Here is a 13909-nt window from a genome sequence, read left to right as displayed (position 1 = left end):
CCATGGGCCTGTTCGCAACGCTGCCAGTTGGCTTTCCTCAACTGGTCGATGCCGCAGTTGGATCGAGTGCCGGGCCGATGGAGCCACGGCCGGCAGATCTGCTCAGCCTGGCCCAGCGCCTGCGGCAGGCCTACGCCCAGGCGCGCAGCCGCCACTACGACGATCTCAGCCCCGGCCAGTGGCGACAGTTGCCCTACGCCTACTGGGACGGCGGTCCGGAGCCCCTGCCGGAGGTGGAGCCCCGGCTGGTGCGCCGCTATTGGCGTGAGGTGCTGCGCCCGGCATTGACCGGCAGGCCGACGATGGCCTCTCGCTGGCTGGCCCCTCTGTTTCACACCTATGTCGGTTCGTTCAGAAGTGGAGACCGCACATTCGCCCGCTACGCGCAGGAGTTCTCCACCCAGGTGGGCATGGCTGTGGGCCCCTTGGCCTCCACGCTGAGAACGGCACACGAGCGCGTCGGGTTACTGCAGCCCGATCGATTGGGGCCGCGCCTGGCGGCGGCCCTGCTGGCCCACAGAGGCTCGATCGACGGCTGGTTGGTCGAGCTCTGCCTGGCGCCGGACTTCCCGGCCTCACCGCTTGGGCGGCAGGTCTTGCCGGCGCTGCTGCAATCGCCTGGGTCGACGCTGAGGTTGGAGCCGGCCATCGACAAGGTGCTCGCCTGGACGGCGCTGGTGGGCGAGGCACCCGCACGATCGTCCCTGCGCGTGCCATTTGCCAACGGCCTGCTTCTGCCCTGGGTGGATCACCGCCAGCACGCTGCCGCGACGATCAGGGACAAGCTGATGGCCACGTTCGTGCCGCCGGAGTCCTACGGAGATCCGCGATGGGTTGGACGCGCCGGCTACCAGTGGCAGGGGGTGGACCACGAAGCGGTGTCGGTGGTCAAACGCTGGCTGGCGGGTAAGTCGCTGGAAACCTTCGTCAACGCGCTCAAGCTGACCGCCGACGAAACCTGGGAGTACCGGGAGAAGTTCTGGATGGCCTACCACCGCCGCGGCTACGTCGATGAGGTCTGGCTGGTGTTGGGCTCGGAGGCCAAGGAGCGGATTGGATACAGCAATTTGGGGGCCGTCATGCAGTGCGGCTCGCTGCTGAACGATTCTCCTGGGCGCCGCTCTGTGCTACTGCTGCAACTGGGTGATCTCACCTTCGTCGAATGGAGTCACAACGGCGCCTTGCGCGCCTACAAAACGGCAGACCCTAAGGCACCGAAGCTCTACCGCAATGAGTACGACCGCGAAGAACTAACGGACGACCGCTCGATGTGGATGCACGACGCGAACGCGGAGAACAAGAATCCCCACCTGTACCACCGCGGGTCGGACGGCGGCACCTGGCAGAAGAAGGCACGGGATTTCATCAACAGCCACACGGGTGTTTATCTGCCCGACCGGGAGATCGCATGAAATGGGAGCTGGACGACCGGGGGGCAAGGGCCGAGGTGGGGCAGCCTCTTCCACGGTTCCTGCAGGAAGCACCCGTGGCAGTGGCGGCAGCGCTGCAGGAGCTGGACGAGCGCTTCGGACTCGGCCTTGCAGGGGAGGCGACATCTGTCCTCACACTGCCTGTTACGGCGGTGGCAGCTCTGACTGAAGGCGTTGCCATCCAGCTCGGCCTTCCAGCGAACACGCCGTTGTCGCTGGACGTGCGCGCCAATGGTGCCATCGGCGCGACTGGCTGCCGGCTGCAGGCGCGCTGGTTGCTTCCCGGCAAGACGCTGCCGGCGCGCGGTGCCGCATCGGTTGGCCCCTGGGTGGACTGGCAGGGTGAACGTACGCGCATGCCTGAGGCGATGTTCGAGTCGCTTCAGGCTGTCGAGCGCTTCAACTTACTGACTGGTGGCGAAGATCTCGTGGACCGTCAACTGCAGGCCTGGGCCGAGATCCGCGAGGCGCTGGGGGAGGACGGCGCAGGGCGGCTGACGGACTCTTACCTGCGTGGCTTCCGAGTGGTGGTGCCGTCGGCTTTCACGCTGTCTATCACCGAGGACGACGCGGGGCAAGTGCAATTGGCCCCCGTGCTATTGCGGGAAGCTGAAGATCTTGGCGCAGAGCAGCCAGCGCGCTTGCGGGCGCTGACCGAGGCCGACGAAGCACTGATGGTGCAGCGCCTGGACCAGCAGCGCCCGGGTGCCAGCGCTTTCGCTTTGGGAGGGGGCACCTACGTTGTGGTCGAGGAGCCGTTGCGGGTCTGCCTGGAGAAGGTCCGGCAGCTGCGCCAGGCGCCGGCCGAGGAACGCAAGCGTGCCGCGCGGACACCGGAGGCCGTTATCCGCGAGCTGCTCGGGACGACTGAAGCAGATCCTCTGCCATTCATTGAGACCGAGAGCTACGCGGAGAGGGTGCGCGACATCGCAGAGTGGAAGCCACCGGTGCTTCCCTGGATCAAGATTGCGAGCCAGGACTGGGCAGCCCCAGTCGAGATGGGATTGCGAATCGGTGGCAAGGACGTGCCGATGGACGCTGCGCTGCTCGAGCGCCTAATGTCGGCCATGCACGAGGCTGTCGCCCGTCACGTACCCACCGCCCGTGTGGACGGTATTGAGCTCGATGCGACGCCTGCGAACTGCCGGGCGCTGGAGTCCCTGCACCGCACGCTGACGCGGACCGGGGCGGACGGACCAGCCGCTGCCGTGGATCTAGCAGCCCCCGAAGTCCTGATCATCGAGACGAACTTCGACGGGGAAGACTTCGACCATGCTCGGGTAGAGCAACGCCCTGGCCAACCCGGCTGGCCGACGGGTGTCTTGACTCCTCCCAAGCCGCATCAGGAAACCGGTGTGCGCTGGCTGCAGGCTCATTGGGGTCAGGGCAGCAAAGGTGCCATGCTGTGTGACGACATGGGTCTGGGCAAGTCCTACCAAGCCTTGGTCTTCGCCCGCTGGATCCGTGAGGAGATGCTGTCCGGCCGCATCGAGCGGCGTCCCGTCCTCATGGTGGCGCCGGTGGGCCTGCTGGCCAACTGGGAGAGGGAGTCCAAAGCCCATCTGGTGGGCGATGGGCTGGGCGACGTGCTGCGGGCTTATGGACCTGACATGCGCACCCTCAAACGAGGCAGCCACCGACTGGGCACAGCCGGTCTGGATACCGCGCGGCTCTCGGGCGCGGACATCGTTTTTACCAACTATGAGGCCGTCAACGAATACCAACTGAGTTTCGGTGCCATCCGGTTCGCGTTGGTGATCCTCGACGAGGCCCAGAAAATCAAGTCTCCGGCGGCCCGGGTGACCCATGCCGTCAAGGCCCTGAACGCTGACTTCATGCTCGCGATGACCGGCACGCCTGTGGAGAACCGCCTGGCCGACCTGTGGTGTGTGGCCGATGCAGTCCAGCCCGGTGCATTGAAGGATCTCCGCTCGTTCAGTGCCCGGTTCGAGGCCGAGCCGTCGAACGTCAGCGCATTGCGAGAGGCCATCTGGCAGGAGGAAGCCGAGTGTTTCGAAGCGCCACGCCTGCTTCTGCGCCGACTCAAGTCGGAGAAGCTCCAGGGCCTGCCTTCCAAGCACGAACACGAGATCGCGTTGCCGATGCCACTCAGGCAGGCAGAGGTGTACGAGCGCTCGCTGGCGGTCTTCCAGGAAAAAGGACCCTCGGCGACGCTGGAGTTGATCCATGCTCTGCGGCGCAGCTCACTGCACCCGAACCTCGTCGACGGTGGGGCGCAGCATGGCGATGAACTCGTGATCGAGGACTCGGCCCGCATGCTGGCCATGTTCTTTGTGCTGGACCAAGTGGCCGCTCGTCGAGAAAAGGCGCTCGTTTTCCTGGAGTCGCTGGACTTGCAGGATGCCGGGCAATTGCCACACCTGATCCAGCGCCGCTACGGGCTGAGCCGCCTGCCTATGGTCATCAACGGCCAGGTACCCACCGCCGAACGCCAGGCACGTGTCGAGCGATTTCAAACGGAGGCGGATTTCGACGTCATGCTGCTGTCGCCACGGGCTGGTGGAGTCGGCTTGACGCTGACGGCCGCCAATCACGTCATCCACCTGTCTCGCTGGTGGAACCCGGCTGTCGAGGACCAATGCTCCGATCGGGTCTACCGCATCGGTCAGGCCAAGGAGGTCCACATCTACTACCCCATGGCGCTGCTGCCTGGGCGTGAGGATTTCAGCTTCGACATCCAGCTCCAGCAGCTGATGGCCCGCAAGCGCGAGCTGGCTCGGCAGCTTCTGATCGCACCGGCTTTCACCCACGACGACTACGTTGCGCTGTGGAAGGGAACGACGCAACGTTGACCGGCTCTTCGCCAGAACAAGGACTGTTTTACAGGGAAGAACACGATGAGCGCCATTACGCCGCACTACCGCACCGTCCAGCAGTTGCTGCAGAGCCAGTCCTTCGCGATCGACGAGTACCAGCGCGAGTACAAGTGGGAAAGGGAGAACATCGACGAGTTGTTGTCGGACCTGCAGGCCAAGTTCTACGCCGACTACCGGCAGGGCGACGAGACCACGGCGGTGAGCCGGTACGCTGAGTATTTCCTCGGTTCGATCATCGTCAGCAAGCGCAACGGCAAAAACTACCTGATCGATGGCCAGCAGCGTGTGACCTCGCTGACGTTGCTGTTGATCTGCCTGTATCGGGCTGCCAAGGGACGAGGCCTGCCGGTGATCCAGACACTGGCCCCGCTGATCTTCAGCGACAACCTGGGCCAGCCGAAGTTCAACCTCGACATTCCGGAGCGTCTGCCGGTCATCCAGGCGTTGTTCGAGGACCTGCCGTTCAACCCCGATGGCAAAGACGAATCGATCCAGACGATGTATGCCCGCTACGCGGATATCAAGGACAACGATCTGCTCGCCGAGCTCGGTGAAGCACTGCCGCATTTCATCTACTGGCTGTTGACGCGAGTCGGGCTCATCGAGATCGCTACCGACAACGACAGCTATGCGTACGCGATCTTCGAAACCATGAATGACCGGGGTAAGCCGTTGAGCCCGGTGGACATGCTCAAGGCCTATCTGCTGGCACCTATCGAGGATGCCCAGGCTCGGCAGATGGCGAACCAGACCTGGAAGCAGCAGGTTCTGGAGCTGATCTCGTGGGGAGGCGAGCATGAGCCGGAGCGCGACGCCAACTGCATCAAGGCCTGGCTGCGCGCGCAGTACGCCGAGAGCATCCGCGAACGCAAGGCCGGGTCTGTCGACAAGGACTGGGAGTTGATCGGCACGGTCTTCCACCGTTGGGTGCGCGATCACAGCGTGCGACTCGGACTGGGCAAGGCGCAGGCCAATCTGAAGCTGATGGCGGAGAGCTTCCCGTTCTTCGCCAAGGTGTACCGGCAGATACTGCTGGCCAGCCGTCAGTACACGCCCGGCCTGCAGGCGATCTACTACAACGCCCATAACGACTTCACCTGGCAGAGCACGGTGCTGCTGGCTCCATTGGTGGAGACGGACGACGACGAGACAGTGCGGCGTAAGCTGGCGGTGACAGCCACATACCTGGACATCTGGCTGATGCGCCGGGCGGTGAACTACATCCGCGTGGGCTACTCCAGCGTGTCGTATGCGATGTGGCTGCTGTGCCGTGACCTTCGGCGTCGACCGCTGACCGAGCTGGTGGACATCCTCGGGAATAAGCTGGCCGAAGACGAGGTCACTTTCGAGGGGAGCCCGGCCAAGGGACGCACGGGCATTCAAGGGCTGGGTCTGAATCAGTTCAGCCGTCGCTACATCTACCACCTTCTGGCGCGCATCACCGAGGCCACCGAGCGCGGGGCCGGGCGCACCGGATCATTCGATAAGCTGGTGGACCGGACAGCCAGGAACCCCTTCGACATCGAACACATCTGGGCCGACAACTTCGAGGCTGTGAAGACGATGTTCGCCGATGAAGCGGAGTTTACCGACTGGCGTAACCATGTCGCATCGCTGTTGCTTCTGCCGGCCGACGTGAATCGAAGCCTGCAGGATAAGCCCTTCGCTCAGAAGCGGGCGCACTACGCCAGGCAGAACTTCTATGCTGCCAGTCTGGATGCCAGTGCCTACGAGCACCAGCCGAAGTTCCGGCAGTTCGCCGACGCCAACCAGCTGCCGTTCGAATCCGTAGATCTGTTTACCAAGGAGGATCAGCTGGGGCGTCGGAAGCTGGTATCCGCGCTGGTCGAACTCGTCTGGTCACCGAGCCGGCTGGTGGAGGCGGCCGCATGAACGCACTGCTGCGCCCGGAGCGGACGACCCAGAACCGAGTGATCCAATGGCTGATCCGAAGCACTGATCAGGGCGGCCTGGGCTACGACTTCCTCGGCGACTGGAGCGAGCGGCCGGGCAACCGTTGTGTGGAGGCCGCCCTGCTGCGCGCTAACTGTCATGGCCCGGGCGGGTCACCCTGGATGATGGAAGACACTGAGGGTGTGCGGGCCTGAGCGGGTAGAGGTCGGTCAATATTTTGATGGCACTCGACCGCGATCGCTAACTTGACCCGCTGCCGACCACTCGTACCCAGGATTGCCTGCGGGCGCTGCTGAGTTCCTTGCGGAGCCCGGGCGCCCGACAGCCCACATTAAAGAGAGCCGCCAGGCTTTGTCCCGGCAGGCCGTTGGTCGGCGGCACCTGCGCGGGCCCGCACGCTTGTGATTGTTGTTCAAGCTGCAGGAGCCCGGCAATGGATCTGACCCCGATGCACAAACGCGTGATCGCGCTGGACGTACACCAGGCCAAGATCACCGCCTGTGCGGTGGTCGAGCATGACGATGGCCGAGTGGAGGTCACCAAGCGCGACTTCGGAGCCTTCAGACGCGACCGCCGTGCCTTGGCGCAATGGTCGCTGGAGATTCGGCCCGAGGTGGTGGTGATGGAGAGCACGGGGGTGTACTGGAAGAGCCCGTTTGCGGCGCTGGAGGCGGTGGGCATCATCGCGTGGGTGGTCAACGCGCGCCATGTCAAAGCTGTGCCCGGGCGCAAGACCGACATGGCCGATGCGCAGTGGCTGGCCACGCTGGCGCGTGCGGGCCTGTTGCGCGCCTCGTTCATTCCACCGGTGGACTTGCGCCAGCTTCGTCTGGTGGCGCGTCAGCGGCAGAAGCTCGTGGGCATGTGCAGCGCCGAGAAGAACCGGCTGCACAAGGTGCTGGTAGATGCGGGCATGCGCATCAACGTGGTGGTCAGCGACATCCACGGTGCCAGTGCACGCGCCATGGTCAAGGCGCTCATTGCGGGCCAAGCCATGTACGAGGTGCTGGATCAAAAGGGGCGCCTTCGGGCCAGCCGGGACGAGTTGTTCGAGGCCCTGAGCACCGAGCAGTTCAGCGCCGCGCACCGCTTCGTGGCCCAGGAGATCATGCAGCACATCGAGCACATCGAGACCCGCATCGCCCGCATGGACCAATACCTGCTGGACGGACTGCGCGCCTGGCAGCCGCAGCTCAAGCTGCTGCAGACCTTGCCGGGTATCGACATCCAGGGCGCGGCGATGCTGCTGGTGGAGATCGGCGCGGACATGGACGTCTTCGGCAGTGCCGAGCGGCTGGCCAGCTGGGTGGGCATCTGCCCGGGCAACAACGAGAGCGCGGGCAAGCGCAAGACCGGGCGCATCCGCAAGGGCAACGCCTGGGTCAGAAGGCTGCTGTGCGAGTTCGCCCAGGCTGCAGCGCGTACCCGCTGCGCGCTCAAGGCCAAGTTCGACGCGCTGGCCATTCGCAAGGGACACAAGAAGTCCATCGTGGCGCTGGCCCACAAGATGCTGCGTACCGTCTACGCCATGTTGGCCAACGGCACCCACTACCAAGACAAGGAGGTCGACTACGAGGCCCTGAACGTCCAGCGCAACGCCCCGCGCTGGCTCAAAATGCTGCGCAAGCACGGCTTCATCGCCACCCCCACCGCCACCTGAGACTCGCTTGCCTGCTGACCTTGCGGCCCCGACCAGCCTCAGGTCAGGCAGCCACACGTCCGCGCTTGGGTGTCTTCCACATTAAGAACATCGCGCTGCGCGGCTTGCTGCCCCACACCACTGTCTACTTCGCTCTGACCTAAACCATCAGCACACGGCCACGAACCGGGTCGACGAAGTTGGACGCGCCGCCCGTGGTCGATCTGGCTGCTGAGGAGGTAGACGAAGTTCGGTTCAACAGTCAATGGCTGCCAAGTACGGCGTCCATTCTTGGGTGCCTCGCACGCCCTGGGCGAAAGAGCTGCCATGGCGCAGAATCGGCCGCCATTCGCCGCCTTGGAGCCATAAGATGCCGGCCCGTGTATTCCTGAGCCACAGCAGCCCAGCGGACGATCCCGTCTCCAATGAGGCACGCACCGCCACCTGGCAGTGCCTGGTGGCGGCAGGACACGAGGTGCTGGCCGATCGTGAAGGCCTTCGTGCAGGCGAGCGCTGGTTCGACCGCATTCACGACTGGTTGCACGCCTGCGATGCGGCGGTTCTCCTGTTGGGCCGAGCGGCGTTGAACTCGGCCTTCGTGCCCTTTGAGGTGTCGATCCTGCTGAGCCGCCGCCTGCGCGAAGCCGACTTCCCGGTCGTGCCGGTGCTGGTGCTGCCCGTCGACCCCGACGAGATTCGTCGCCGGCCTTGGACCGCCGCCTACGGGCTGCCGGCCTTGCATGCCACCTCGACCGACAAACCCGGATGGCAGCAGGCGATGCTTGAGGGCCTGGCCGGCGCCCGCACTCCCGCGGCGCGCGGCAGGCCGTCACCCGGTCCGTTCGACGGCCTGGATCGCCTGGTGGACGACTATCTGCTCTTCGGGGGCCGCAGCGCCATCCTGGCCGAACTCGACGACTTCCTGGGCCAGGACCAGCGCCGCAGCCTGATGCTTTGCGCCCCGTCCGGGACCGGCAAGACCGCGCTACTGCTGCAATGGGTGCTGCGACTGCAGACACGCGCCGATGTCGTACCGGTGTTCCTTCCGATCAGCCGGCGCTATGGCTCCGCCGACTGGCAGGGCGTGTCGCAGCGGCTGCTGCGCGCCTTGCGGCACCTGCACCGGGAGGATGGCGAACCGATACCAGTCGGAGATGACGTCGGCCACGCCGTGCGCGACTACCTGCGCCGGGCGGTGCCGAATGGGCGCAGGCTGGTGGTGGTGATCGACGGCCTGGACGAGGCAGTCGGCTGGACCCCCGACCGCAACCTGCTGCCTACTGAATTCGGCGCCGGGGTGCGGGTCGTCGCTTCGGCGCGCGAGCAGGCGAAGGCCGGGTGGCAGGACTGGTGCGAGACACTTGGCTGGGCGGTGCCGCGCACCACACGTCTGCCGCTTAGCAAACTGACCCGCGCCGACCTGCTAGCCGCGGTGCGCCAGACCGGCATCTCCGGGGCTGAGGCGGCCACGCTGGCCGCTGGCTTGTTCGAGGCGACCGGAGGCGACCCGTTCGAGGTCAGGATGCGCCTGAATCATGACGGCGGTGCGCTGGCCCCAGATGCTGACCTCGCCCAGGCCTTGCAGCACGCCGAGGATGAACGCGTCAACGCGCTCCTCTCGCTGCTGGCCGCAGCCTTCGGACCGCTGACCGGCATCGAGATCCGCTCGCTGATGCCAGCCTTTTTCGCGAACAAGGTGCAGCTGACCGCCACCGTGGTGAAGGTGCGCCGCTGGCTTTCCGGCGACGGCAGCGACGAGGCACCCTACGACCTATGCCACGCGCGGGTGCGCGAGCGGCTGCGCGAAGAACTGCTGGAGGCGCAGGACCTCCAGGCGATGGAGCGATTGTTCATCGACTGGGGCGAACGCAGTCTGCAAGCCGAACCGTCGCAACTGCCCCGCTATCTGCAGCACTACGCGGTCGCCCATCTGATGCGCGCTGGCCTCGGGCGGCGAGTGCGCGAGCTGCTGCTCGACGCGCCGCCGGGAGAGGACTCACGCTGGGCACGCTTGCGCGAGCGAGGCGAGCACAGCCATGTCGGCTACTTGGCCGACGTCGCGATACTGTGGCGTCTGGCCGAGGCCGAGGCCGACTTAGTCACCTGCCTGCGCTGCAGCCTGGTCACGGCTACGCTGGTGCAGCGGGCTGGGCGAATGCCGCCAGAACTGCTGGCGGGCCGGGTGACGGTGGGAACGCCCGACGGGCGCTGGCCAGCGGCGGTGGCATTGGACCACATCGAGCAGATGGCGGTCGGACCGCGTGGCGGGGCTCTGAAGACACTGGTGGAACGCGTTGCCGACCTGCCATGGGAACGCGTACTCGAGATGGCGCGTTGCGCGTCCGAATGGGCGCGTGCCGCCATCGCCGAGAAGCTGGCCGACCGGCTGCCACCGCGATGTCTGGAGACTCTGTTCATCTGGGTCAACGACCTGCCGTCGCGCGAGGCCGGCAAGGTCGCGGCGTACTGCGTGCGGCGGTTAGCCGAAGACCGGCTGGTCGCAGTGGCGGAGGCACTGCGGGCAGGGGCCTACGCGGGCAGCGAGCCGCTGGTCGTGCGGGCCTTGCTCGGCCGGAAGCCGGCGTCGTCATTGGCACCGTTCGAGTGGGTCGATCGCCTGCCAAAAGAGACTGCGCGGGAGGTGCTGTGTGCGTTGGTCGAACATGCCAGTCCCGAGGCGCTCGACCTGGCCTCACGACTGGCGCACCGGCCAGCCTCCGTGAGCGCTGCCGTGTGGGCCACGTGGCTGCAGCGTGCGCCGGGTGACGACTCCCCGGCGGTCATGGCGCTGCAGCACGCCGCCATTGCCTGGGTGGCGGATTCGCCCGCAGACTCGGGCGTCGTCGGATGCTTGCGACGGGTACCGCGGCTGGATTTGCGCCCCTGCGCCGCCCTTCCCGACGCGCTGAGCATCGTCAACGCGGGCGCCGAGCTGGCGGCGCTGGTCATCGAGCGCTGGCCCGAGGACGACCTCGACGCGGCACTGGACTACGCACACGGACTCAGAAGCCCGCGTACCCGCTTCGCAGCGCTGACCGCGATCGGCCGCCGCCTCGCCGGGCCGGCCGGCAAGGCGGCCTGGACTGCGGCGGCCGGGCTGCTGAGCGAGGTGGACACTCCTTCAGTCACCGTCGCGGACTTCGGCCGCGAGGCGCCGCTTGATCTGGCCTGTGCCGCCTGTTTGCAGCCGATGAGCTACCCAACGCTGGCCGACCTGATGCAGGGCTTGGCGCAGCGCCCGGACGAGCTTCCCGAGGCAACGCTGCTCGCCGCCTGCCAAGGTCGCCGCGCCGATCTGGACGCCCTCGCGCTGGTGGAGGCGATGCAGGTGCGCTGCAGGTGGTCGCCGGCCCTTGATCGCCAAGTAGCTCAGACGCTGTTGGCGCTTGGCACTGGCGACCCGTGGTCGCGCAGTAAGTTGCTGCTGGCGCTGGCCGAGCGGCGACCTGCGACCGAGCGCGCCGACCTGCAGCGTCAGGCACTGGTGCCATGCCCCTTCAACCTGCTGTTCAACACCAATCAATGGCTGGGGCCGCTGTCACCCGAGGTGGCACTCGAGGCGCTGCGCTCCTGCAGCCCCCTGAGGCCGGAGGTCGTAGACCGGCTGGCACCGTTCCTGCAGCCAGCACAGCATGCCGACCTACTCACCCTATGCCTCTCCGGTGAAGAGGACATGCGCGTACGCCTAGACATTGCGCCGCCTTCGCCACGCGCGCAGCTGGTGCTGGCCGCTGCGCGGGCCTGTGCTGGCGCATCGCCGGCGCTCTTCCTGGCCCCGGCCGTGGTCAATGTCTGCGCGCGGGCCCTGTGGTCGTCGCATGCCGAGCGCGAGTGGTCGCTTGTGCGCGATCTTTCGTTGCCGTTGCAGGCAGCCCTCCACGATCGCATGCTGGCCGATCTCTCCGGGGAATGGGCGGTCTACGCCTGGGCCAACGCGGTCGCCCACGGCGCAGCTGCGGCACCCGCTCCGCACCTGCGCGAATTGCTCGGCTTGGCCCGTGCGCGGGGAGCCGCGCCGGCGGCGGCCCTCGTCGGCGCCCTGGCGCGCGAGGGGACTGACGACGGTGTCGTTGCACTGGCAGAGGTGGCAGAAGAGCTGCCGCTGCACACCGTCGGCGGGTGGCTGACGCCACTGCTCGCACGGCTGCAGGGCGAGGCCTTCGACCGACTCTGGCAGCGCCTCGGGGCGCAGTTCAACAGCGACGCCTGCGCCGGGCCCGGCGGCTGGCTGAACGCCCCGAGATCCGACCCTGTCTCGCTGCTGCGGCTGGCAGCGCAAGCGCAAGACGACACGATGCTCGCACGACTGCTCGGCCGCGCGGCCGAACGCATGGATGCAGCGCAGCGTGCCACGCTCGTCTCCGCCGCCGAGGCTGTTGTGCTGCAAGACAGGCTCGACCCGATCGGAGGCACGCTGTCGTCGTTGGCAGCTCTGGCGGTCGAAGCGCTGGCGCGCCTGCGCGACGTTTCGGCAATGCAGTGGCCCGACAAGCTGGCTCCCGAGATGGCATTGCTGTTGGCGAGCTGCCTTGTGCAGCAAAGGTCGCCACGGTCGCAGCTGGCCTGGCTGCTGCATCGTGCCGCACCGGTACTGCCCGATGCGCTGTTGATCTGGGTCGAAAGGTTGCTGCCGGCCGGTAGCCATGCCGGGGCCAGGGACCCGCGGCTGCTGCTATGGCACCGCCTGTCGGAGAACGCCCGTCAAGCCTGCTTGGCGGATGTGTTCGGGGTGATCGAGCACTTTGAGGGTGGCCTCAGGGACAGCGAGTGGTTCGCAGGCCTGCTGCGCGAACTGCCGCACGACGCCGCGCTGCAGGTTGCCGAGCGACTGATCGCCCGCGCCGAGGCACGCCGGCAGAACTCGTCGCTGGACGCCAGTACCCTGGAAGGCTGGTTCACCTACTGGCCTGCCGGCAGCCTAGCCGCGGCGATCGCCTTCGCCCGGCGCTGCGAGCCCGAAGCCGCCGCCCGGCTGCTGATCCGTCTGCGCAAGACACCGGCGGGGCGCCAGGCCATCGCTCTGGAAGAGGTCGTCGCGCTGCTGGAGCAAGTGGAAGCGCCCCCCCGGCACTCGTTGCCCTATCCTGCGGCCGAAGTCCCCCTTGAGCCTGCGCTAGCGCAGCGCCTGTGGAACGTAGCGAGCCGGCACGCGCCTAGGTATGCAACTATGTTGAGGCTGTGCCTATTCGGCGCCGTGACGCCGGAGCAGCGAGCAGAGGCTCTGGCGCAGAGGTTGCTCCTGCCTGAAGGTGGTCGCTGGGTTAACTGGCTGCCTCTGGGCGACTTGCCGAGTGATGTATTGGTTGCCTTGCTGACCGCAATGCTGCGCAAGCTCGACCCAGCCTCGCGGACGGGGCCGGGGCTTCGGATAAACACAAATGACAGTTCCTCCCTTGAGGGTCTGTCGATACTGCTGCGCGCGTGTCGCGGCACCGTGCCAGATCCCGCCGTCCGAGCGCTGATCACCGCCCCGTCGAAGCGGCGCGGCGAGTTCGTGCTGAATGCGCTCGAGGCCGGCCACCGACTGCCGCGCGATACGGCGCTCGACGCAGTGCTGGAGCGACAAGACGAACGCACCGGCCTGAGGCCGCTTCAACGCCTGATCGCCTGCGAACTTGCCGGCCGCCTGGAGGGCGAACGACCGGCATGGCCGGCCTACCTTCGCCGCAGCGCCGCCATGGGCAGCACCATGCACCTGTTCATGCTGGCGGCGTTGGCGCCCCTGCTGTCGACCGAGCTGGGCCCCGAGGCTCCGTTGCAGGCCGCGCAAACGCTGCTGGCCACAGCCCGCCTGCGCACGCGCTGAGGCAAACTCGTGTCCGGCCGCGCGTTGTAGCCGGCCCGGTGCAGGCCACGAACTTCCCCAACCGGTTCGAGCCAAGTGAAAACGAGCATACGGCAGAAGTGTGAGGGAAGGGCCTATCGTCAACGGCCGCTCCTGGCCGAAGCAGCGTTCCGGATCCTGGGAGCGACTGTCAACGCTGCATTGCGGCGCTTCCGCGTCACTCCGGGTGGGCGGAGCTGGACACAGCCGTGCGTGCATCAAGATCGGCATGTCTCTGCCATTGTTGTTGAGCCAGGTGGTCAAC

6 protein-coding genes are annotated in these 13909 nt (G+C 66.5%); all 6 read left to right on the top strand.

Going from position 1 to position 13909, the window contains the following annotated elements; genetic code table 11:
• Positions 1–2 precede the first annotated feature (2 nt).
• Entirely contained in the window at positions 3–1412 is a 1410-nt protein-coding gene (locus NGK70_RS14870; protein ID WP_251969301.1) for an EH signature domain-containing protein, read from the top strand.
• The gene (locus NGK70_RS14865; RefSeq protein ID WP_251969300.1) at positions 1409–4243 is read left to right on the top strand and encodes a DEAD/DEAH box helicase; all 2835 of its coding nucleotides are present in this window, start codon (positions 1409–1411) and stop codon (positions 4241–4243) included. The genes NGK70_RS14870 and NGK70_RS14865 overlap by 4 nt, the downstream gene beginning before the upstream one ends.
• Positions 4244–4288: 45 nt before the next feature.
• Positions 4289–6160, top strand: a complete 1872-nt coding sequence (locus NGK70_RS14860) for a DUF262 domain-containing protein (RefSeq protein ID WP_251969299.1) — start codon at positions 4289–4291, stop codon at positions 6158–6160.
• Entirely contained in the window at positions 6157–6375 is a 219-nt protein-coding gene (locus NGK70_RS14855; protein ID WP_251969298.1) for a hypothetical protein, read from the top strand. The genes NGK70_RS14860 and NGK70_RS14855 overlap by 4 nt, the downstream gene beginning before the upstream one ends.
• Positions 6376–6614: 239 nt before the next feature.
• Positions 6615–7841 carry an IS110 family RNA-guided transposase gene (locus NGK70_RS14850; RefSeq protein WP_251969229.1) on the top strand — a complete coding sequence of 409 codons (1227 nt, stop codon included), beginning with the start codon at positions 6615–6617 and terminating at the stop codon, positions 7839–7841.
• 349 nt (positions 7842–8190) lie between these two features.
• Complete coding sequence (locus NGK70_RS14845; protein WP_251969297.1) at positions 8191–13626, top strand: TIR domain-containing protein; 5436 nt, start codon at positions 8191–8193, stop codon at positions 13624–13626.
• Positions 13627–13909: the final 283 nt, after the last annotated feature.

It is taken from the genome of Sphaerotilus microaerophilus (assembly GCF_023734135.1).
In the GTDB taxonomy this organism is placed as follows: domain Bacteria; phylum Pseudomonadota; class Gammaproteobacteria; order Burkholderiales; family Burkholderiaceae_C; genus Sphaerotilus; species Sphaerotilus microaerophilus.
This window is presented reverse-complemented; position numbering and strand designations above follow the sequence as displayed.